19 protein-coding genes, 1 tRNA gene and 1 pseudogene are annotated in these 21,480 nt (G+C 44.5%); 10 read left to right on the top strand and 11 right to left on the bottom strand.

What is annotated here, in order from left to right; all coding sequences use genetic code 11:
* Positions 1–255 precede the first annotated feature (255 nt).
* A complete protein-coding gene (locus EKN56_RS05615) occupies positions 256–582 on the top strand; it encodes a hypothetical protein (protein ID WP_130590909.1) in 327 nt (108 codons plus the stop codon).
* Positions 583–673: 91 nt separating this feature from the next.
* Here the strand turns inward: EKN56_RS05615 and tyrP are convergent, their stop codons facing one another.
* Complete coding sequence (gene tyrP, locus EKN56_RS05610) at positions 674–1,879, bottom strand: tyrosine transporter TyrP (RefSeq protein WP_130590908.1); 1,206 nt, start codon at positions 1,877–1,879, stop codon at positions 674–676.
* A gap of 341 nt (positions 1,880–2,220) precedes the next feature.
* Here tyrP and EKN56_RS05605 point away from each other — a divergent pair, with 341 nt between their 5' ends.
* Positions 2,221–3,420, top strand: a complete 1,200-nt coding sequence (locus EKN56_RS05605; protein ID WP_130590907.1) for a nicotinamide mononucleotide deamidase-related protein YfaY — start codon at positions 2,221–2,223, stop codon at positions 3,418–3,420.
* A 40-nt stretch (positions 3,421–3,460) separates the two neighbouring features.
* Here the strand turns inward: EKN56_RS05605 and hypT are convergent, their stop codons facing one another.
* Positions 3,461–4,369: a hypochlorite stress DNA-binding transcriptional regulator HypT gene (hypT, locus tag EKN56_RS05600; RefSeq protein ID WP_130590906.1), complete on the bottom strand. Its 909-nt coding sequence runs from the start codon at positions 4,367–4,369 to the stop codon at positions 3,461–3,463.
* A 534-nt stretch (positions 4,370–4,903) separates the two neighbouring features.
* On the opposite strand from hypT, the gene cuyB reads away from it, so the two are divergent.
* The 3 genes and pseudogenes from cuyB to EKN56_RS05585 all read left to right on the top strand — a co-directional run bounded on the left by cuyB (position 4,904) and on the right by EKN56_RS05585 (position 7,567).
* Positions 4,904–5,620 carry a cysteate racemase gene (cuyB, locus tag EKN56_RS05595; protein ID WP_130590905.1) on the top strand — a complete coding sequence of 239 codons (717 nt, stop codon included), beginning with the start codon at positions 4,904–4,906 and terminating at the stop codon, positions 5,618–5,620.
* 114 nt (positions 5,621–5,734) lie between these two features.
* Positions 5,735–7,035: pseudogene (locus EKN56_RS05590) on the top strand (anaerobic C4-dicarboxylate transporter).
* A gap of 166 nt (positions 7,036–7,201) precedes the next feature.
* The gene (locus EKN56_RS05585) at positions 7,202–7,567 is read left to right on the top strand and encodes a hypothetical protein (RefSeq protein WP_130590904.1); all 366 of its coding nucleotides are present in this window, start codon (positions 7,202–7,204) and stop codon (positions 7,565–7,567) included.
* Between the two features lie 50 nt (positions 7,568–7,617).
* On the opposite strand, the gene nrdB is transcribed toward EKN56_RS05585, so the two are convergent.
* The 3 genes from nrdB to ubiG form a co-directional block, all read right to left on the bottom strand.
* Positions 7,618–8,754 (bottom strand): class Ia ribonucleoside-diphosphate reductase subunit beta, encoded by a 1,137-nt coding sequence (gene nrdB, locus EKN56_RS05580; RefSeq protein ID WP_130590903.1) that lies wholly within the window; start codon positions 8,752–8,754, stop codon positions 7,618–7,620.
* A gap of 42 nt (positions 8,755–8,796) precedes the next feature.
* Positions 8,797–11,085 carry a class 1a ribonucleoside-diphosphate reductase subunit alpha gene (gene nrdA / locus EKN56_RS05575; protein WP_130590902.1) on the bottom strand — a complete coding sequence of 763 codons (2,289 nt, stop codon included), beginning with the start codon at positions 11,083–11,085 and terminating at the stop codon, positions 8,797–8,799.
* A gap of 356 nt (positions 11,086–11,441) precedes the next feature.
* Entirely contained in the window at positions 11,442–12,158 is a 717-nt protein-coding gene (gene ubiG, locus EKN56_RS05570) for a bifunctional 2-polyprenyl-6-hydroxyphenol methylase/3-demethylubiquinol 3-O-methyltransferase UbiG (RefSeq protein ID WP_130590901.1), read from the bottom strand.
* 306 nt (positions 12,159–12,464) lie between these two features.
* Here ubiG and gyrA point away from each other — a divergent pair, with 306 nt between their 5' ends.
* Positions 12,465–15,116 carry a DNA topoisomerase (ATP-hydrolyzing) subunit A gene (gene gyrA, locus EKN56_RS05565; RefSeq protein WP_130590900.1) on the top strand — a complete coding sequence of 884 codons (2,652 nt, stop codon included), beginning with the start codon at positions 12,465–12,467 and terminating at the stop codon, positions 15,114–15,116.
* A gap of 69 nt (positions 15,117–15,185) precedes the next feature.
* On the opposite strand, the gene EKN56_RS05560 is transcribed toward gyrA, so the two are convergent.
* On the bottom strand, positions 15,186–15,428 hold the full coding sequence (locus tag EKN56_RS05560) for a DinI-like family protein (protein ID WP_130590899.1): 243 nt from the start codon (positions 15,426–15,428) through the stop codon (positions 15,186–15,188).
* 209 nt (positions 15,429–15,637) lie between these two features.
* Between EKN56_RS05560 and EKN56_RS05555 the strand changes: the two genes are divergently transcribed.
* Positions 15,638–16,075 carry a hypothetical protein gene (locus EKN56_RS05555; RefSeq protein WP_130590898.1) on the top strand — a complete coding sequence of 146 codons (438 nt, stop codon included), beginning with the start codon at positions 15,638–15,640 and terminating at the stop codon, positions 16,073–16,075.
* A 60-nt stretch (positions 16,076–16,135) separates the two neighbouring features.
* On the opposite strand, the gene EKN56_RS05550 is transcribed toward EKN56_RS05555, so the two are convergent.
* Positions 16,136–16,360, bottom strand: coding sequence for a DUF465 domain-containing protein (locus EKN56_RS05550; RefSeq protein ID WP_130590897.1), 225 nt, complete (start codon positions 16,358–16,360; stop codon positions 16,136–16,138).
* A gap of 200 nt (positions 16,361–16,560) precedes the next feature.
* Between EKN56_RS05550 and EKN56_RS05545 the strand changes: the two genes are divergently transcribed.
* Complete coding sequence (locus EKN56_RS05545; protein ID WP_168189611.1) at positions 16,561–16,812, top strand: DUF2513 domain-containing protein; 252 nt, start codon at positions 16,561–16,563, stop codon at positions 16,810–16,812.
* A gap of 103 nt (positions 16,813–16,915) precedes the next feature.
* Here EKN56_RS05545 and EKN56_RS05540 read toward each other — a convergent pair whose 3' ends face one another.
* On the bottom strand, positions 16,916–17,137 hold the full coding sequence (locus EKN56_RS05540; RefSeq protein ID WP_130590895.1) for a hypothetical protein: 222 nt from the start codon (positions 17,135–17,137) through the stop codon (positions 16,916–16,918).
* Between the two features lie 265 nt (positions 17,138–17,402).
* Between EKN56_RS05540 and EKN56_RS05535 the strand changes: the two genes are divergently transcribed.
* A complete protein-coding gene (locus EKN56_RS05535; RefSeq protein ID WP_130590894.1) occupies positions 17,403–17,792 on the top strand; it encodes a hypothetical protein in 390 nt (129 codons plus the stop codon).
* A gap of 99 nt (positions 17,793–17,891) precedes the next feature.
* Here EKN56_RS05535 and EKN56_RS05530 read toward each other — a convergent pair.
* The 3 genes from EKN56_RS05530 to EKN56_RS05520 form a co-directional block, all read right to left on the bottom strand.
* Positions 17,892–17,968 (bottom strand) — tRNA-Pro (locus tag EKN56_RS05530).
* Between the two features lie 72 nt (positions 17,969–18,040).
* Positions 18,041–19,822: an LPS biosynthesis-modulating metalloenzyme YejM gene (yejM, locus tag EKN56_RS05525; RefSeq protein WP_130590893.1), complete on the bottom strand. Its 1,782-nt coding sequence runs from the start codon at positions 19,820–19,822 to the stop codon at positions 18,041–18,043.
* Positions 19,823–19,843: 21 nt separating this feature from the next.
* Positions 19,844–20,071 carry a YejL family protein gene (locus EKN56_RS05520; protein WP_130590892.1) on the bottom strand — a complete coding sequence of 76 codons (228 nt, stop codon included), beginning with the start codon at positions 20,069–20,071 and terminating at the stop codon, positions 19,844–19,846.
* A 311-nt stretch (positions 20,072–20,382) separates the two neighbouring features.
* Between EKN56_RS05520 and yejK the strand changes: the two genes are divergently transcribed.
* Positions 20,383–21,393, top strand: coding sequence for a nucleoid-associated protein YejK (gene yejK / locus EKN56_RS05515; RefSeq protein WP_130590891.1), 1,011 nt, complete (start codon positions 20,383–20,385; stop codon positions 21,391–21,393).
* The last annotated feature ends 87 nt before the right edge of the window (positions 21,394–21,480 follow it).

Here is a 21,480-nt window from a genome sequence, read left to right as displayed (position 1 = left end):
TAGACCATTGCTGTACTGTTTTAGTAAGAGGGATGTCAGGTGGTTATTTGTTTAAAATCAAAATTATGTCAATTAAAACTGTCAGTCTCACTATTTGTATTTCAAATAGTTAATTAAGGTTATTACTATTTTTTATTTGAGATAGAAGCCCCAAATTTTGCATTAAATAAAGAACTAACCACTATTTAAAGCGGTTTTAAGTTAATAATAAAAGCTGGGAAGCTGAGTAAATATTATTGTATTGATGGAGGGAGCATGGGCTTACAAGATCATGGACCTGATGCCGAGGTGATTTTCAGATTTAATGGAACGAGAAAAGGGCCCGCCTATAGTGGTTATCGCCCGGATCATTTAATTAAGGATGACTACCTGACCTGCGGAAAGCATGAATATATTGAGCCAATTATAGCGCTGCCGAATTCAGAGGTTCTTGGCACCATTACTTTTATGTCGCCCTCCAGTTATCCTCATTGCTTGTGGCCCGGAAAGATTATTACTTTTCAGGAAGGCCCTCATATTACGGGAACGGTGGAAATTATTAACATTCTGAACCCGCTGCTGGATGCCCAGCGACAGGATTAGTATTGTACAGATCTACTTGTAAGGGATATAAAAATGGGCTATCAGCACTGACTGATAGCCCATTTTTTAATAAGTTAACTCATGTTGATAATTACGTCTGCGGCAACCAGCCAAACACAATACCAAACTGAATCAGAATAATAGCGAAGCCAAAAGCCAGGGCAAGAAACAGCCCTAACGAACCGCCGGGAACGCGGTAACCGCCTTGATTTTGTTTACGGGATTGCATAACCAACATGGCCGGTAATAGCAGAGCCAGAATAGATAAGGCAATAGCCGCATAACCCAGCGCCATAATGAAGCCTTTCTGATAGAACAGGGCAAACATTAAAGGTGGCAGGAAGGTAATCAGCCCGGTTTGCAGACGGCCGGAGGTATTGTTAGCACGCTTAAACAGATCCGCCAGATAATCAAACAGCCCCAGCGCAACACCCAGGAAGGACGTCGCCAGTGCCAGAGCAGAGAACAGACGCACGGATATTTCAACGCTTGGGGTGTTTACCACTTCTTTAACTGCTTGCAGTAAACCATTTAAACCCGATTCGGCGGCAATAATACCCACAAAGGTGCTGGAGCTGATCGCACCCAGCGTTGCCAACTGCCATAAAATATAAGCAATCAGTGGGATGGCGCTGCCGATAATAAAGATTTTGCGTAGTTTCGCCACATCGCCATTCATATACTTAACAATGCTTGGGATACTGCCGTGGAAGCCAAAAGAGGTGAAAATCAACGGAATCGCCGAAATCGCAAGGCCTTGTTCCAGCGGTAATGTGGTCAGGTTAACTGCCTGTACGTGTGGGATCATCAGGGACAGCATGATCACCAGAAACACAATTTTTGCACTGAACAGGATGCGGTTAATCAGGTCAACGGAGTGAGTACCAATGCAGACAACGCCACCACCAATAATAGCGAACAGCAAAGGGCCTGAAACCGGAGGAAGATCCAGTCCCATAGAATCTTTCAGGCTGACAAACAGTAACTCGCCACCGCCGCTGATATAGGCAGCTACTAAGGCATACATCAAAAACAACATGGCGAAACCGGCAAGAAGATGGCCTTTAGCCCCCAGATAACGTTTAGCCAGAGTGCCAAGCCCATCATCAAAATGGCTGTGCTGATAAACTTCCACCAACAGCAACGCGGTGTAACACATCATCATCCATAAGATAACCAACATAGCAAAGGTGACGCCAAAACCGACGCCTGCCGCTGCCAGAGGCATGGCTAACATCCCTGCACCGATAGTGGTACCGGCAACGATAAATATACTACCCAGAGTGCGATTCCTCACACGGACCTCGATTTCTTTTAGTTATGTTAATCGGCTAGATAAGCACCAGTCAGGTGGCACTTTCTTATTACACAGTCATCAAAAACAGACGACGACCGGAAGACGAAGGTAGGGTATGTGAGATGAATGTGGGTGTCAAACTATTGATACGAAGTGTAATTTTATCTTTACATAAACTCACCAATTTGATTTAAATTTGGTCAGGGTGTCGGTTCTATCATCGTATTCGCTGCAATAATCTGGCTGTGCTATTTTTAGCTGATAAGCAGGTTCATCAGGCGTAACATAGTCGATATTATTTGCAGAGAATACAAAGAATAACCATAAACGGGAGTCATCGGATGTTAGTGGTAGAAATGTTAAGTACGGGAGATGAAGTTCTTCATGGGCAGATCGTGGATACCAATGCCGCCTGGCTGGCTGATTGCTTCTTTCAGCATGGGCTACCGCTCAGTACGCGAACAACGGTGGGTGATAATCTCGACAGTTTGGTAGATGTTTTACTGGAACGCAGTCTGTATGCCGATGTGTTAATCGTTAATGGTGGATTAGGGCCAACCAGTGATGACCTGAGCGCCCTGGCAGCGGCTACCGCCGCCGGTGAATCTCTGATTGAGCATCCGGAATGGATTGCCTGTATGGAGAGCTATTTTGCCGCTCGGGGCCGGGTAATGTCTGACACTAATCGCAAACAGGCAATGATTCCTGAGAGCGCGGAACTGGTTGATAACCCGGTGGGCACTGCCTGTGGTTTTGCGCTAACCATTAATGACTGCCTGATGTTTTTCACGCCAGGTGTGCCATCAGAGTTTAAAGTCATGGTTAACGATCAGATCCTACCACGTTTACGCCAGCGCTATAGTTTACCGCCATCGCCGCTCTGCTTACGTTTAACCAGTTTTGGCCGTACCGAGAGCAGTCTGGCTCAACAATTTGATGTCCTGACTCTGCCGGAAGGTTGCGTGATGGGCTATCGTTCTTCTATGCCTATTATTGAACTAAAGTTGACCGGTCCAGAAAGCCAGCGTCAGGAGATGTTAAGAAACTGGCAGATGGTTAAGCAAGGGGTTGAGGAGAACCTGTTGTATGAAGGGACGGAAGGGTTGCCGACCATTATTTCTCGTCAACTGATGGAACGCGGACTAAAGGTTGTACTGAGTGAGCAATTCAGTGCCGGTCTGCTTAGCTGGAATCTGTTTTCAGCTCAGGCCCCAATTATTCAGTCTGAAGTTAGGCCTTCAACTGAAACACTGAGCATTGAACGGTTACTGGAAGAAGCCAAACGAATGGCAACACAGCAACAGGCAGATATCAGCATTGCTATTGGATCTCGTCATGATGAGTGTTTGTCACTGGCGCTGGTCACTCCGAATGGCGGCTATGCTCAGCGTGTACGCTATATGCCTCGTAATCACAGTATTAAAGTTCAGCAGGATGTGAGCGTGACGCTGGCGCTGGATATGCTGTCGCGCTGGTTTAACCAGCGTCATGTTTTTGGCAGCTATGAGTGGTTGGAACAGGTGGAGACGTTAGCGCATTAGGTCCGGTAATATCCCGCTGTAAAATGCGAACGGCGGGAATTTATCCGTTATCCAAATTCTTGGGCATATTATTTTTTAAGATACTCCAGAACAGTTCCGCCGTTTTGTTCAGACGGGTATCCATTCGATATATGTAAGCCTGAATAGGAACGGTGAGTTCAGGCGTATCCAGACATACCAGTTTTTTCTCTTTTAGTTCGTCGACTACCGAATAGATAGGTAGCCAGGCGATACCGTGCCCATCCAGCGCCATATGCTTTAACAGTTCACTCATCGAGGACATAAATAGCGTGCGTGGCGCTATGGCTCCCACTTCTCCCAGACGACGATTCACTAAGCGCCCCATATAAGAAGCGCTGGTGTAGTTTAACAATGGTACTTCCGGCTGATAGATATCAAACAGCGGTTTGCCTTGCGCATCGGCAGCACAGACCGGATACAATTCAGATTCAAACACCTTCAGGCAGCAGAAGGGGGACTGCATCAGATCTTCATCGTAGAACGAGATAATAAAGTCACTTTTTCCTTCACGCAGAGTATTAACCACCTGTACCACATCAATGGCTTCAACATGATAAACAAATTCTCCGCCGTAGTCTGACAGTGAATGAACCAGTTTAGGGAGTAGCGTCAAAGACAGAGAGTGGGCTGCGGCAATTTTGATATTAGGAATACTTAATAAGTTATGACCGGAAAGCTCGCTAAGATTGCATTCTAACTGTTGAAGCAGGCTGCGGGTTTGGGAATGAAATAACTTTCCTTCTTCCGTTAACTGGAGAGGGGTCGTGGTGCGATCAAACAACTCGACGCCAATCGCTGACTCCAGCGCTTTTATCCGACGGCTAAAAGCCGGTTGCGAAATGTTTCGCTGTTCAGCGGCATGAGAAAAATGACGACAGGCTTCGAGGGTTAAAAAGTCATACAACCATTTTGTCTCTATATTTTTCATATTATCGCCTGCTGCATGATTAATTTTTTAATCGTTAATGTGTTTTCTTTGTTAATTAATTTCAGTTATTGTTATCGTTAATCTATTTGATTTTCACGATGTCGTTGTCATTTTATTATTATTGCTCTCTTTTTAGTATTAGTAGCTGATTAATACTTAAATCACCCATGGTTATTTGTATTTTGCATAGGCCCTTCGTTTTTAACATCAGGCTGATAATGTAATGATAAGTATCAGACTTGATGCTATGGGGTTCTGTGTCCTTATACTGGCATTAAACACCAATCTACGCCATAGCAAAAAAACAAATTGTGACCTGTCTTGATGCAGATTTTGCATCATGCCATACATACTTGCATTTCTCTTATTTGAATACACCTGATAAATATTGTTCATCAAATTCCGGGCTAAAGAAATATTAGCCATTAGTGTAAAAGATAAATAATAGTTAATAACGTTAAATATTATGGGTAACAGGTAATTCATCCATGTTTCCCCGTAATAATTAATTAAAGTTATTAAGGGGTGTTCATTGTGAAAGGTTTAATTGGTGTATTAGGTGGAATGGGGCCAGCTGCCACCGTTGATTTATTTAATAAGTTTGTTACTTATACGGCAGCGCATAACGATCAGGAACATATTCCATTAATTATCTCTTCTATTCCCGATATTCCGGATAGAACTGAAGCATTAATGCACCATGGAAAATCACCCCTTCCGGTGATGCAGGATTATTTGAAAAGACTCGAAGATGCAGGAGCTGAATGCATTGTTATCCCTTGTAATACTGCACATTATTGGTTTTCAGAGCTAAAAAATGCTTGTCATGTAGACATGCTAAGTATCGTTGAAACCACGATGAAAGAAGTTATTGCCTCAGGTAAAAAAAAGGTGGGATTATTGGCAACCAATGCCACTTTGTATATGGGATTATATCAAAAAAGTATTGAAGAACTGAATTTTGAATGTATCAGGCCGGATGAAAAGAATCAGATTAAAGTGATGGAAAGCATATATGCTTTAAAGTCTGGCGATAATCAATTAGCCGAATTTTTAATGAAAGAGCAAGCGGAACAGTTATTTGATCAAGGAGCTGAAATAATTGTTCTGGGTTGTACCGAAGTACCAGTAATACTCGCAGATGAAGTAAGAAATAACCCAAATAAATATATTGATTCAACAGGATCGTTAGTGCGTGCCGGAATTAAATGGTACGAAAATCGCGTGGGTAAAAATAACTTATTAATTTAATAATAACTAATTAATTAATCATATTGTCGGTCTGGTAAATAGTATCGACAAAATAATAACACATCGAATTATTTATAATTATCAATGGCAAATAATTGTCTATTGGAGCCTGTTATGGTTTGGTTAGAAATTATTGTGGTATTAGGTGCGATATTTTTTGGTATTCGCATGGGCGGGATTGGAATCGGATTGTGTGGGGGCCTGGGATTAGCCATATTAACCTTAGGTTTTGGATTATCGATCGGTTCACCGCCGGTTGACGTTATTCTGATTATTATGACCGTGGTAGTGGCTGCTTCGGCACTACAGGCCGCCGGTGGGATGGATTATTTGGTTCGGGTTGCCGGGGCATTTATGCGGCGCAATCCTAAATATATCAATATTATCGCTCCAATAATTACCTGGACCATGACCATTATGGCGGGGACGGGATTTATTGTTTTCTCAACGTTACCTGTTATTGCTGAAGTGGCAAAAGAGTCCGGTATTCGGCCTTCCAGAACGCTGGCGGGTTCTGTTGTGGCTTCTCAGATAGCCATTTCCGGTTCGCCAATCAGTGCGGCAATGGCAGCAATGCTGACCATTATGGAAGGTAACGGCATTACCTTTATTCAAGTGATGGCGGTATGTTTACCGGCATCATTTGTGGCAGCGATGGTGGCGGCTTTTATTGCTTCTCGTCAGGGTTGCGAACTTGAAGATGATGAAGTGTATCTGGAACGTTTACAGCAAGGTTTGGTACGTAAATACGAAGAGAAGAAAGGGAGGATACCAAAGGGGCGAAACTGTCTGTTGGTTTGTTCCTGCTGGCAACGGTAGCCATTGTTGTTCTGGCAGCCTTCCCACAACTGCGTCCGGGATTCGATATTGGTAAACCAATGGGAACCAGAGACATCATTATTATCTGTATGATGAGTGCCGCCTGTCTGATGGTGGTATTTTGTAAAACCTCAACCACCTCTATTGTTTTAGCGCCAACTTTTAGAGCGGGTATGAGTTCGGTAGCGGTTATTCTCGGTATTGTTACGTTGGGAACCACCTTCGTGGATGCTCATATGGTACAAATCAAGGAGATTGCCGGTGACGTATTGGCTCAATATCCAATGTTGCTGGCATTAGTACTGTTTGGTACCTGTGCACTGCTTTATTCTCAAGGGGCGACTACGCCGCTGATTATTCCACTGGCGGTGGCGTTGGGTGTTCCTACCTGGGCTATTCTTGCATCTTATGTGGCGGTTACCGGGGTATTCGTATTACCAACGTATCCGACGTCACTGGCTGCAATGGAGTTTGACACCACGGGTACGACTCGGGTGGGCAAATATGTATTAAACCACCCATTTATGCTGCCGGGGCTGGGTGGTATTGTCGCAGGTGTTGCTTTTGGCTTTATGCTGGCACCGATGGTGGTATAACCAATAAATCTTCTGTTTGTATCCAATTGAAATTAAAACACCGTGTAACAACGGTGTTTTTTTTATCGAAAAAGTGTGGAAATTTGATGTTAACTACGGAAATATTCAAATCACTAAACTATCATGCTGAAAAACTTAATTTTTAATTTAAGAAATAGGAGGAAAGGTGAAAGGAATCGGGATGTTATGTACCGGAGCGATCGGTTTTCTGCTGATGGCCTGCGTTGCTAAACCTGAGGTTTCTGCTTTATCACCCACGGTACCGGAAGCGGAAGAGGCGGTAAAAGCAGCATTTTTGCAAGATGCACAAGAGAACAGCACACCAATGGCCATGGATATGGTTAAAACCGATATTAGCCGGATGCATGTCACTGCCGTTGATGATTGTGAAGTTCAACAAGATGAAACTCTGATTTGTAACGTTTACTCTGATTTTCAGCCGGAAGGTTCTGACGAGGTTCGCAGCAATCTGGATAAGATTGGCTTTATGAAATCGGAAGAGCAGTGGGTAGCGATGTTGTTTGAACCATAAAAATGGCCTGTCTTAGACAGGCCATTTCAACTTTAGACATAACAAAATACTTAAAGCTCAAAATCACTCAAATCGTCAGCATTAACTTCAGAGTCAATCTGACCAACCAGATAAGAACTTACTTCAACTTCCTGAGGGGCTACCTGAACGTTGTCAGAAACTAACCAGGCGTTAATCCACGGAATTGGGTTGGAGCGGGTTTCAAATGGGAGTGTCAGACCAACCGCCTGCATACGAATATTGGTAATATATTCTACATACTGGCAAAGAATATCTTTGTTCAGACCAATCATAGAACCATCACGGAACAGATAGTCCGCCCACTCTTTTTCTTGCTGAGCAGCCAGAACAAACAGGTCGTAACATTGCTGTTCGCACTCTTTAGCTATCTCTACCATTTCCGGATCGTCATTGCCGGAACGCATCAAATTGATCATATGCTGAGTGCCGGTCAGGTGTAGCGCCTCATCACGGGCAATCAGTTTGATGATTTTGGCGTTACCTTCCATCAGTTCACGCTCAGCGAAGGCGAAAGAGCAGGCGAAGCTAACGTAGAAACGAATGGCTTCCAGCGCATTTACGCTCATCAGACAAAGATAAAGCTGCTTCTTAAGCGCACGTAAATTAACGGTAACCGATTTACCATTGACCTGATGGGTACCTTCTCCCAGCAGATGGTAGTAATTAGTCATGGTGATCAAGTCATCGTAATAACCAGAGATATCCTTGGCGCGCTTCAGGATCTCTTCGTTAGACACGATGTCATCAAACACAATCGCCGGATCGTTAACAATATTACGGATGATATGAGTGTAAGAACGTGAGTGAATAGTTTCAGAGAAAGACCAGGTTTCTACCCAGGTTTCCAGTTCAGGAATCGAAATCAGCGGCAGGAAGGCAACGTTAGGGCTGCGGCCCTGAATAGAATCCAGCAAGGTTTGATATTTCAGGTTACTGATAAAAATATGTTTTTCGTGGTCAGGCAGTGCCTGATAGTCAATACGATCGCGGGAAACGTCAACTTCTTCAGGACGCCAGAAGAAGGAGAGCTGTTTCTCAATCAGCTTTTCAAATAGTTCATGTTTTTGCTGGTCATAACGCGCGACGTTAACCGGTTGGCCAAAGAACATAGGTTCTTTTAGCTGGTCGTTCTTAGTCTGTGAGAACGTAGTGTAGGTATGAGGCATAATATATCCCTGTGATAGGGGGCAAATGCCCCCTGAAAATGATTAAATCTTACATGCGCCGCTTTCGCAGCCATCATCTTCTTGCTTAGCTGGCAGTAAATCTTCCTGAGAATCCTCGGCACCATCACGGGTGTTTTGGTAATAGAGGGTTTTCACGCCGTATTTATAGGCGGTCAGTAGATCTTTCAGTAGCTGTTTCATTGGTACTTTGCCGCCCGGGAAACGGGTTGGGTCATAGTTGGTATTGGCAGAAATAGACTGATCGATAAATTTCTGCATTAAACCAACAAGATGCAAGTAACCATCGTTGTTTGGCATATCCCACAGCAGCTCATAGCCATTGTTCAGTTTTTCATAGTCAGGTACGACCTGACGTAAAATACCATCTTTTGATGCTTTGATACTGATATAACCACGCGGTGGCTCAATGCCATTCGTCGCATTGGAGATTTGCGATGAAGTTTCAGAAGGCATTAGGGCCGAGAGCGTGGAGTTACGCAGGCCGTGAGTTTTGATACTCTGGCGTAGTGCTTCCCAGTCATAGCGCAATGGCTCATTGCACAGGGAGTCCAGGTCCTTCTTGTAGTTATCAATGGGCAGAATGCCCTGAGCATAACGCGTTTGATCAAACCACGGGCATGGACCCTGCTCACGAGCCAGTTCGTTAGAGGCTTTCAGCAAATAATACTGAATAGCTTCAAAGGCTCTGTGAGTCAGACCGTTTGCGCTGCCATCGGAATAACGAACGCCATTTTTCGCCAGATAATAAGCATAGTTAATGACGCCAATACCCAGAGTACGACGACCCATTGAACCAAGTTTAGCCGCCAGAATAGGGTAATCCTGATAGTCCAGCAGGGCATCCAGAGAGCGTACTGCCAGAGTTGCCAGCTCTTCTAACTCATCCAGGCTGTCAATAACACCCAGGTTAAAGGCAGAAAGCGTACAAAGGGCAATCTCGCCGTTTTCATCGTTAATATCGTTCAGCGGCTTGGTTGGTAGTGCAATTTCCAGGCACAGGTTTGACTGGCGTACAGGTGCAACAGCCGGATCAAACGGGCTATGGGTATTACAGTGGTCAACGTTCTGAATGTAGATACGACCGGTTGAAGCACGTTCCTGCATCATCAGAGAGAACAGTTCTACTGCTTTAACCTGACGCTGGCGAATGGATGAATCAGCTTCATATTTTACATACAGACGTTCAAATTCGTCCTGATCGGCGAAGAAGGCATCATATAGCCCCGGAACGTCAGACGGGCTGAACAGCGTAATGCTTTCGTTTTTCACCAGACGTTGATACATCAGTTTGTTTAACTGAACGCCGTAGTCCATATGACGAACGCGGTTTTCTTCTACGCCACGGTTATTTCTTAATACCAACAGACTTTCTACTTCCAGATGCCATAACGGATAGAACACCGTTGCTGCACCACCGCGTACGCCGCCCTGAGAGCAGGACTTAACCGCAGTCTGGAAGTGTTTATAGAATGGGATACAGCCCGTATGGAATGCTTCACCATTACGGATTGGGCTACCCTGAGCACGAATACGTCCCGCATTAATACCGATACCGGCACGTTGAGAAACGTATTTCACAATGGCACTGGAGGTCGCGTTAATGGAGTCCAGACTATCGCCGCACTCAATCAATACACAAGAGCTGAATTGACGGGTAGGGGTACGAACCCCCGCCATAATTGGCGTAGGCAGTGAAATTTTAAAGGTGGAAATCGCATCGTAAAAACGTTTTACGTAGTCAAGGCGAGTTTCGCGTGGATAACGGGAGAACAGACAGGCCGCTACCAGAATATAGAGGAACTGAGCACTTTCATAAACTTCACCGGTAACGCGGTTTTGGACCAGATATTTACCTTCCAGCTGTTTAACTGCTGCATAGGAGAAGTTCATATCACGCCAGTGGTCAATAAAGTCATTCATCTGCTCAAACTCTTCCTGAGTGTAATCTTCCAGCAGATGCTTATCGTATTTCCCTTTCTCAACCATGCTCTTTACGTGAGCATAGAGTGCAGGCGGTTCAAACTGGCCATAGGCTTTCTTACGCAAATGGAAGATAGCCAGACGAGCTGCCAAATATTGATAGTCCGGAGAATCACGCGAAATTAAGTCCGCTGCAGCACGGATAATCGTCTCATGGATGTCAGAAGTTCGGATACCATCGTAAAACTGAATGTGTGAACGAAGCTCAACCTGAGAAACGGAGACGTTGTGCAGACCTTCTGCAGCCCAATCAATGACCCGATGAATTTTATCGAGATTAATGCGTTCCTTGCGACCATCGCGTTTAGTGACTAATAGACTTTGATTCATAGCGTAATACTACCTTTCCGTGAGAATTTATGGCTTACACCAGCATGGGTAAAAGGTTTAAGGTGTAATTGCACGATAAAAACACAATATATAGTGGATGTTGTGTGCATGAGCTACAAGATAGTGGTCTATGAGGTTTTTTGCAAGTGAACAAAACAGGGAGTTTTTGTGGATAACTTTTGGGATAAGCGCGCTAAGTTCCCGTCTGGTCTTAGGTTATTATGATATTAGATGGTAAATAAATTTTTAACGGTTTGATGTAAAAATTTTTCAAACCGTTGTTTTCTTAAGCAGTCAAGAAATAAAAATGAGTTATGCAGAAAATATGTTGTTTAATAACCCTGTAACATTAGTGGTTATACCGCAGCTTCATTAGTGCAGTGCAGCATATAGTTCACATCAACATTACCGCCCAGCTTAAAGGTCTGTAATAGCGGATTATAGTGGAGCCCGGTAATGTGGCGATCGCGAAGCGTGGTCGTGTCGACCCAACTAATCAATTCCGAAGGGCGAATGAACTTATTAGCATCATGGGTTCCTTTGGGCACCATATTCATCACATATTCAGCGCCCACCACCAGCATTAACCAGGCTTTGGTATTGCGGTTAATGGTCGAGAAAAATACGTGGCCACCCGGCTTAACCAGCTTTGCACAAGCTCGAATAACCGAGGCAGGGTCGGGTACGTGTTCCAGCATCTCCATACAGGTTACGATGTCGTAATGACCCTGATTCTCCAGCGCGTGGGCTTCAACGGTTTGTTGAACATATTCGACAGGAACACCACTTTCTATGGCATGCAGACGGGCCACTAACAGGGGTTCCGAACCCATATCTAAACCGGTAACGTTAGCACCTTCTTTGGCCATACTTTCAGAAAGAATACCGCCGCCGCAGCCAACATCGAGGATTCTTTTACCAAAGATGCCATCAGCGCGTTGTTGAATGTAGTCCAGACGTAATGGATTAATTTGATGAAGGGGCTTAAATTCACCTTCGAGATCCCACCAGCGTGACGCTACGGCTTCAAATTTAGCAATCTCTTTCTGGTCAACGTTTTCTGATGAGTGCATAGGAGTTATCCAACAATTCGCTACAGGGCTGGCAATTATACATGAGTTTATCGTGAATGGGCTAGGTTGCATCGGGAGTTGATGCTTTTCATCACTAAGTGAAATCTATTTTGCATGAACGATTAAGCTGCCTTTTCTGGTGCAACACATGACTGGGGCGGCTGAGGGAGCAGCAGGAATAAATTAAACGCTATCATCTATACTTTTCGGGCAAGATAACGTGGTGAAAATTAGAAACAAGCCGCGAGATATGATATAATTTTGCACCTTTTCCGGGCTGATAATACATAGAGGGATAGCGGCTCCATGAGCGACCTTGCCAGAGAAATTATGCCGGTCAACATCGAAGATGAGCTTAAAAACTCATATCTTGATTATGCGATGTCCGTAATTGTTGGACGCGCATTACCAGATGTTCGAGACGGCCTGAAGCCAGTACACCGCCGCGTATTGTTCGCTATGAACGTACTTGGTAACGACTGGAACAAACCATATAAAAAATCGGCGCGTGTAGTTGGCGACGTAATCGGTAAATACCACCCACACGGGGATAGCGCGGTCTACGATACCATCGTTCGTATGGCCCAGCCGTTCTCATTACGCTATATGCTGGTTGATGGTCAGGGGAACTTCGGTTCTATTGACGGCGACTCAGCGGCGGCGATGCGTTATACCGAAATTCGTATGTCTAAAATGGCTCACGACCTGTTGGCGGATCTGGATAAAGAGACCGTTGACTTTGGGCCTAACTACGACGGAACAGAACAGATCCCTACGGTATTACCAACCAGAATTCCTAACCTGCTGGTTAATGGTTCTTCTGGTATCGCCGTTGGTATGGCAACCAACATACCACCTCATAACCTGGTGGAAGTCATTAATGGTTGTCTGGCCTTTATTGAGGATGAAAATATCAGTCTTGAAGGGCTGATGGAACACATCCCAGGTCCTGACTTCCCGACGGCAGCCATCATTAATGGTCGTCGCGGTATCGAAGAAGCTTACCGGACTGGCCGCGGTAAAATTTATATTCGTGCTCGTGCAGAAATCGAAGTTGATGAAAAAAGCGGTCGTGAAACCATTCTTGTTCACGAAATTCCTTATCAGGTGAACAAAGCTCGGTTAATTGAAAAGATTGCCGAGCTGGTAAAAGATAAAAAGGTTGAAGGCATCAGCGCACTACGCGACGAGTCTGATAAAGACGGTATGCGAGTTGTGATTGAAGTTAAGCGCGACGCGGTAGCGGAAGTGGTGCTGAATAATCTGTATTCACAAACTCAGCTTCAGGTCACCTTTGGTATCAACATGGTGGCACTCCATCAGGGGCAGCCAAAGCTGCTGGGCCTGAAAGAGATGCTGGAGGCGTTTGTTCGCCACCGCCGTGAAGTGGTTACCCGCCGGACTATTTTTGAACTGCGTAAAGCGCGTGAACGTGCACATATTCTGGAAGGTCTGGCTATCGCATTAGCCAACATCGATCCGATTATTGAGCTGATCCGTGCCGCAGCAACGCCAGCCGATGCAAAAATGGGTTTGTTGGCACGTCCATGGGAACTGGGTAACGTTGCTTCAATGCTTGAGCGCGCCGGTAACGATGCGGCTCGTCCTGAGTGGCTGGAACCAGAGTATGGTATTCGTGATGGCAAATATTACCTGACCGAGCAACAGGCTCAGGCGATCCTTGAGTTACGTTTACACCGTCTGACCGGTCTTGAGCATGAAAAACTGCTGGATGAGTATAAAGAGCTGCTGACACAAATTGCTGCACTGCTGTTTATTCTTGAAAGCCCGGAACGCCTGATGGAAGTTATCCGTGAAGAGCTTGAAGCGATTCGCGATCAGTATAACGACCCTCGCCGTACCGAGATTACTGCTAATACTGCCGATATTAATATTGAAGACCTGATTACTCAGGAAGATGTGGTTGTCACCTTGTCCCATCAGGGCTATGTCAAGTATCAACCGCTGTCTGACTATGAGGCTCAGCGTCGCGGTGGTAAAGGTAAGTCAGCGGCACGTATTAAAGAAGAAGACTTTATTGAGCGTCTGTTGGTGGCTAACACCCATGACACTATTTTGTGCTTCTCCAGCCGTGGTCGCCTGTACTGGTTAAAAGTTTATCAATTGCCAGAAGCCAGCCGTGGTGCTCGCGGTCGTCCTATTATTAATATTCTGCCGTTGGAACAGGATGAGCGTATTACCGCCATTCTGCCGGTACGCGAATATGAAGCTGGTCTGAATGTCTTTATGGCTACCGCCAATGGTACCGTGAAGAAAACTCAGCTGACCGAATTTAGCCGTCCACGCAGTGCCGGTATTATTGCCGTTAATCTGAATAAGGGTGATGAGCTGATTGGTGTTGATTTAACTGATGGCACTAATGAGATCATGCTGTTCTCTGCCGAAGGGAAGGTTGTTCGCTTCCTGGAAGAAGAGAAACTGGAAGATGGCACCATTAAAGGCGTGCGCCCAATGGGCCGTACCGCTGCCGGTGTACGTGGTATCAAACTGAGTGATGACGATCGCGTTGTTTCTCTGATTGTTCCACGCGGCGAAGGTGAAATTCTGACGGTAACGCAAAACGGCTACGGTAAACGTACCGGATTGTCTGATTATCCTACCAAGTCTCGTGCGACTCAGGGCGTAATCTCCATTAAAGTGAGTGAGCGTAATGGTCGTGTCGTAGGTGCGGTTCAGGTCGATCAGTGCGATCAGATTATGATGATTACTGATGCTGGTACTTTGGTTCGTACCCGCGTATCAGAAGTCAGCGTAGTGGGTCGTAATACTCATGGTGTTACTCTGATTCGTACTGCAGAAGACGAGAATGTTGTGGGCTTGCAACGCGTTGTTGAGCCAGAAGAAGATGATGATGAAAACATCTGCGGTGATGAAAACACCGAAGACATGCCAAATCAGCCATCGGATGATGCAACACCGGAGTCTGATGAAGAATAACCCTAGGGTTAGCCTCTTTTAACAGATAAAAAGCCCCCAATTTCTGATAAAGATTTGGGGGCTTTCTTTTTATTGATAGGCTTCAAACCAGTCTTCTGCACTTTCCCAGGTTTGTTGTAATATTTCAGTGACCAGCTCTTTATCGGTTTTCATCCCGCCCAATACGGTCACATCGTTAGCGCTACCACGCCTAACTCTGACGCGAACATCGGCAAAATGGCACCGCAGACGTTTTTCCAGCTCTTCTTTTAATGCGGCTTCTGCTCCACCCGGTAACGGATCTTCTTTGCGAATAGAAATTTCAACTTGCATTTTGAACCTCAGTAGCATCCATATAATACTGTATATATATATAGTATATTGAGGCAAATTTGCAATGCAACGGAAATTTTTTGTGGAATAGCTCCGGATAACAAAAAAATTGGTTGATAGCTATAGAAAGGCTGTAATAACAGGTGGTTATTCGAGGGGGAAGAAACTTGTTATGATGAATTAGCGACTAAATATCAGGAATATAAAAAATGGAATTGAATAAAAGAGTAGTGCCATGGCTGTTTACCGCACTTTTGCATATCTTTGTTGCACCCATACTCTGTGTTTTGATTGGTTGTATCATTTATGAGTTTCCTGATATTGGTGAAGCGCTGGTGGGCTTTCTGGGATTCGCCATGATGGTCGTTCCGCTGTTTGTGGCTTTTTTATTTGGTCTGATACCTTTTGGACTGTTGGCAATTCAAACTGGCTATATGCTGAGGGAAGGCTGGCCGTTTCATTGGGCCTGCTTGTGTAGTTTGTTATCCGGCGCATTTATCGGCCTTGTTGCCCCGATGATCGCTCAATCTACACCAGATGAAATGAATGGCCTGTTGATTTTATCGGTTAGTTTAACCGCCGGAATTTGCTATTGCGCCTGTTTTTGGCGATATAAGTCAAAATTACTTGTTACTGACCCTCAATAAAATCAAAAAAATAACCCGCTCTCTGGCGGGTTTTTTTGCATCTGAACGATGGAATAATAATCAGGCTCGAGCCTGGGACTCTTCTCGTAAAATGCGGTATAGCTCATCTTTAAGGCGTAATTTTTCCTTTTTCAAGGTGGCTATTTTGTCGTTAAGACTATTTCCACTCTGGGATTGCAAACGAAGGATTTCGTGGTCGAGGTCGTTATGTTTATCAAACAATGAATGGAAACGAGGGTGGGTTGTTTTAAGCTGAGTGATTAAATCACGGTACTCTGGAAACATAGTACATCCCTATTGTTAGCCTAACCGAAATTTAATTATACGAGTTCAAATAGTGTGTAAATCAGAGGGCGGTCACATAGTGAGCGGATGATGACGACAATTTAAAAAATGGCAGTCAGGACGACGACGGGCAGGTGCTTTTTTTACCGGCTGCTAAAATTGAAATAGTCATAATCCCCGACAGATACATGAGGCGTGCGATGAAAAGAGATCTTGAACTATTAGAAGTCATTTTATCGAAAGTTGAACAGCAACCGCAGGGCGCTCCATTTATTACCAATAAGGACTTTCCAAACCGCGATCCAGCGTTAGTTGCGGCTCATATTCAACTGTTATGTGATAAACACTATATTATGGCCGCACAGAATGGGGATGATAAATGGTCAATTTCACGTATTACTTTTGATGGATATGATTATCTGGAATTGCTACGGGAGAGTACGCTGACCTGATGCCTGTATTTAGTTTCTACATTTAAGCAGGGAAGGGCGCATCAGGCCGTATATATTGCCGCTTTCTCTGCTTCCCTCCAGAGATAAAAGACAATCACAAACATCAATGATGCGGCCCCTGCCCACTTAATTTTTTTAAATCAGTCAGTAATGCATTAATACTCTGGTAGGGAATAGCATTAAGGGTTTTCAGCTTACCTTTTTCGACAATGCCAAGCATATGCCGCCCGAACTCGCCATAAATAACCAATCCATCTGGTGGCAAAGTGGTAATGTCACCATCGTAGACAGTGATGGTAATCCCCTCATATTCAATAATATCCATAGGTCATCCCCTTTGTGCATCATCCGTGATGAATGAATAAAGCGACGCATTGGATACATGAATTAAATTGTAGCTGTGATTGTTTTCCTGAGGGATGTGATGAACGGTATAAATTGTGAGAGAAAATTACATGCAAAAAATAGTGAGTTTTAATAGGCGTATCAGAAATAGCTCGGGAAGTGATATTATTTGCTGTGATTACTGTAGTTCATATAATCAAAGTCAGAATTTATAGGTTTTAAATAAACTTTAACAAGGAAAGTTGATGATAAAATACATTGGCGTTTATGCTATCGCTCTTATCGTAATGATTACATCGGGCTATGTGTTTGGTAGCCGCTTTGAGCTCACGACGACTTTTATTAGCCTGACGTCGACGGCGATTGCCAGCTTGATTGCAGCGTTAATGTTTGCAAAGGGTAAAGCAAGAAAGCCTGTAAAAAAGGAGTGTGCTGTTTTTGCACTGACTACAGCTCTGATACATGCTCTGTTTCTTTTCCCTGTTTTCCTGATGGCAGAAAAGATAGGGCTACTATATTTTGATGGTTTTTCTGAAATGATCAAAATGAGCGTTCAATTTCTGATCGTATCAATCATTATAAATCCGGTGGTGTTTTATATTTTCACCCCTTCGCCGCTTAACAAAGTGGATTAATACGGTTTGAACAGGGGTTTGATAACCCTATTTTGTTATCAATAAATGCAGGCAATAAAAAAACCAACCATAGCAGGTTGGTTTTTTATTGGAATAATTTGGTCGGCACGAGAGGATTTGAACCTCCGACCCCTGACACCCCATGACAGTGCGCTACCAGGCTGCGCTACGTGCCGAAACTGGTGATTAATACTACCGTTTCTTGAATCTAATGCAAGACCCGGACGTTACGTTTGCTTTAGTTTTAATCAGTTAGCCATAAAACGCTTAACGTCAGTCAGTACTTGCAGCAGCAATGACAGGCTTGGTTTTTCTTTGTCGATCTGCTTAAAGTTAGCGTCATAGGCTTTATAGCGGCCATTAGCATTGATCAGGATAGTCTCATCTGGCGTAATGACCACCAGCTGTTTTGCATCGCCGGCGGTTACCCAAGGGTAACGACGCTGAGCAGTAAACAGGTCTTCACCCTGAGTGTAGGTGCTGGTGGCATTTTTAACATGCAGCAGCCGTTGCATCAGGGTAGCCATAATGTCGGTATGACCGGTCATTTTATCAATTTTTTGTGTCGGAGTTCCTGGCCAGTGAATAACTAGCGGAACCTGAAGCTGATAGCGGCTATAGTTTTGGCCAAAACCCTGAACGTTTTGATTCGTATCATTAAACTCAACGCCGTGTGCTGCAGTGATAACCACCACCGTTTTTTCTAACAAACCTTTATCAGAGATGGTTTGCATCACGCCGTCGATTTGTTGGTCTATGTCATTGACAGAATTACGATACTTGTTGATAAAGTCCGCAGGCGCTTTATTGGCGTTCGCATTCAAAATGCTATTGTTACTGTACTGAATATAAGAGAACCATGGAGTATTCCCGTTGGGCATATTCACCCATTCCTGCCACTGTTCCGTGGTTGCACTGTTGCTTTGAGCAACGGTTGGCGGCAAGGTAAAGTCAGATAACAGGGCCTGACGATAGAGTGGGCTTTTGAATCCGGATGCGGAGAATAAACCAAACTGATAGTTTTGCTGGCTTAATGCGGTAATCAGAGCGGAAGACTTTTTACTTGCCAGAATACTGTCAATATAGGTAGGTGATATACCGTAGAACAGGCCAAATAATCCTGTGTCCTGCATATTGCCGGAGCTGTAATGGCGAGTGAATTGAACATTGTTATCAGCCAGTGCTGACAGCTTTGGCATATCATCTTTCAGATTTTGATTACGAATACCATCCACTACGATCACTAATAAATTGTAGTTGGTTGCGCTATCGTTATAGCTCAGTTTGGCCAATGGGTATTCAATTTCAACGGCTTCAGGATTACCTTGTTGGGTCAACTTATCCTGATAAGCCTGGGCATCCAATAATCCATGTTTTTCCAGAAAACGACGGGCGGTCATTGGATAAGACAGCGGTAAATTTGCCCGCTGCATGGTAATCGGTCGATAGAAGTTAGCATCCGCCCAAATATAAGCCATATGGGTAAAGATAAAAGCGGTAATAAACAGCGCGGCTAATGGTTTACCGAATTTTTGCCGGTTCAGGCTGCGTAATTTCTGCCAGCTCCAGGTACCAAACAGTAGTTCAATCAAAAAGATGACAGGAATACAGATAAACAATAACTGCCAGTCACGCACCAGTTCGGTTTCATCTGGATTAATCAACAAACCCCAAACGGTAGGGTTAAGGTGCAAACGAAAACGGAAGAATACTTCGGTATCAATAAGTAATAGCGTGAGTCCGGCAGTCGCCAGAATGGCCGAAAGTACTCTCATCAGCCGCTGTGACATAATAATAAATGTCAGCGGAAACAGAATCAGAAGGTAGACGGCAAAGGTGATAAAACCGAAGTGCCCCAGCCAGCTTACCAGCGCATAAACGCGCCCCAGCAGGGTGCCGGGCCAGTCGGTAATGAACAAATAGCGGCTGCTCAGTACCAGGCTGAGAATAATATTAAAGAGAGCGAACCAGTGCCCCCAGCTAATCATCTGGGAGACTTTCTCTTTATATTGCTGACGGTTTGTCACCATATTCACTTTTGGGTAAACAAATTAATGGGCTTTATCATCTCTGATTGAAGCCTGTAAAGCCTCAATAAAAGATCGGACGATAGCAGGCCGGGCCGCAGGGGCAACGCTGGTATTAATCAGGTTGGTTACCATGTTACCTAAAACCATCAGAGAAAGGTCGGTAGGTGTCTGATTCTTTTCCAGAACATGAACCAATTCGCTTAATAACTTTTCTACCAGTTCATCACTGTAACGGGAAGCTTGTGGCATAAATTTGTGCTTAGTGTATTTATCAGGTGATTTAATGGCGTCTATCTTACCGTATCGATTGATTATTTTCTGTAGTTTATACAGAAAATCTTGTTTCTCTTCCGCGATTTTGCGAGGAAGTGCGAATAGTACTGCTTCAAATGGTGAAACAACAACCCTATAAATTATATAGTCTATAACGCGTAAGGATGCGAAGCATTTGGCTGTTGACAGATTTTGTTATGACACTGAAAGACGGCTCCTGCTATTATATTCCCATTATCACTGGGCATTTCAGTACAGTGCATATTCAGTCGTACAGAGGAGTCGTTATGAGTCTGGATCTTGACCAGATCGTTTTACATCAGTTGATTAAGCGTGATGAACAGACGCTTGATGTTGTGTTGCGTGATTCTCCATTAACCAATAATCAGGCCACAGAAGAGATGGTGGCTGAGTTGCATCGGGTCTATAGCGGAAAGAGTAAAGCTTTTGGGCTATTTAACGCTGAGAGTCAGTTTGCCGATGCACTTAAAGGTTGTCGTAAAGGGGAAGCGAGTTTTCTCGATTTTACCCGCAATAGCACTGAAATGTTGCGTAACGAATTAGCCAAATACCCCTTTGCTGAAGGCGGTATTGTGGTGTTCTGTCAGTATCGTTATCTGGCCGTTGAGTATTTATTGGTGGCGGTACTTACCAGCTGTAGCAGTATGTTGGTTAATGAACAACTGGATATTTCGACGACACATTATCTGGATATCGACAGGGCTGATATCGTTGCCCGCATTGATTTAACCGAATGGGAAACTAATCCTGAGTCGGTCCGTTATTTGACCTTTCTGAGAGGGCGGGTTGGCAGAAAAGTATCTGACTTTTTTATGGATTTTCTGGCGGCCAGCGAAGGTCTGGATGCTAAAGCGCAAAACCGTGGGCTGCTTCAGGCAGTAGATGATTATTGTGCTGAAGGTCAGCTGAATAAAAATGAGCGTCAGTCATATCGTCAACAGGTCTATACCTATTGTAACGGGCAACTGCAATCCGGTGAGGAAATTGCCATTGATGAGTTGGCAAAAGAGTTGCCGACCGTTGGTGAGAAAGATTTTCGTCAGTTTACTAATGATAATGGCTATGAGCTGGAAGAGCATTTTCCGGCAGACCGCAGCACGCTGCGCCAACTGACCAAATTCTCTGGTAGCGGTGGTGGAATTACGCTGGGCTTTGATGCGTTGCTATTGGGTGAAAGGGTATTTTGGGATCCGGCAACGGATACATTAACCATTAAAGGTCTACCGCCAAACCTGCGCGACCAGCTTCAACGACGTTTAAGCGGTGGAGATAATTAAGCGCTGATTCAGAGCCATAAAAAAACGCCGCTATGCGGCGTTTTTTACGTTCACTGCCGAATATCAGCAGCACTCATGACCGTTGGC

This window comes from Limnobaculum zhutongyuii, assembly GCF_004295645.1.
Taxonomy (GTDB): Bacteria; Pseudomonadota; Gammaproteobacteria; order Enterobacterales; family Enterobacteriaceae; genus Limnobaculum; species Limnobaculum zhutongyuii.
The sequence above is the reverse complement of the archived record's forward strand: the minus strand, read 5'-3'. Positions and strand labels throughout refer to the sequence as shown.

Coding starts and splice junctions, on each gene's coding strand:
- EKN56_RS05520 (WP_130590892.1), bottom strand. CDS start 20,071: ATGCCACAAGCTTCCCGTTACAGTGATGAACTGGTAGAAAAGTTATTA.
- EKN56_RS05550 (WP_130590897.1), bottom strand. CDS start 16,360: ATGTTTCCAGAGTACCGTGATTTAATCACTCAGCTTAAAACAACCCAC.
- EKN56_RS05535 (WP_130590894.1), top strand. CDS start 17,403: ATGATAAAATACATTGGCGTTTATGCTATCGCTCTTATCGTAATGATT.
- hypT (WP_130590906.1), bottom strand. CDS start 4,369: ATGAAAAATATAGAGACAAAATGGTTGTATGACTTTTTAACCCTCGAA.
- yejM (WP_130590893.1), bottom strand. CDS start 19,822: ATGGTGACAAACCGTCAGCAATATAAAGAGAAAGTCTCCCAGATGATT.
- ubiG (WP_130590901.1), bottom strand. CDS start 12,158: ATGCACTCATCAGAAAACGTTGACCAGAAAGAGATTGCTAAATTTGAA.
- EKN56_RS05540 (WP_130590895.1), bottom strand. CDS start 17,137: ATGGATATTATTGAATATGAGGGGATTACCATCACTGTCTACGATGGT.
- EKN56_RS05555 (WP_130590898.1), top strand. CDS start 15,638: ATGGAATTGAATAAAAGAGTAGTGCCATGGCTGTTTACCGCACTTTTG.
- gyrA (WP_130590900.1), top strand. CDS start 12,465: ATGAGCGACCTTGCCAGAGAAATTATGCCGGTCAACATCGAAGATGAG.
- nrdA (WP_130590902.1), bottom strand. CDS start 11,085: ATGAATCAAAGTCTATTAGTCACTAAACGCGATGGTCGCAAGGAACGC.
- nrdB (WP_130590903.1), bottom strand. CDS start 8,754: ATGCCTCATACCTACACTACGTTCTCACAGACTAAGAACGACCAGCTA.
- EKN56_RS05560 (WP_130590899.1), bottom strand. CDS start 15,428: ATGCAAGTTGAAATTTCTATTCGCAAAGAAGATCCGTTACCGGGTGGA.
- yejK (WP_130590891.1), top strand. CDS start 20,383: ATGAGTCTGGATCTTGACCAGATCGTTTTACATCAGTTGATTAAGCGT.
- EKN56_RS05605 (WP_130590907.1), top strand. CDS start 2,221: ATGTTAGTGGTAGAAATGTTAAGTACGGGAGATGAAGTTCTTCATGGG.
- EKN56_RS05545 (WP_168189611.1), top strand. CDS start 16,561: ATGAAAAGAGATCTTGAACTATTAGAAGTCATTTTATCGAAAGTTGAA.
- EKN56_RS05615 (WP_130590909.1), top strand. CDS start 256: ATGGGCTTACAAGATCATGGACCTGATGCCGAGGTGATTTTCAGATTT.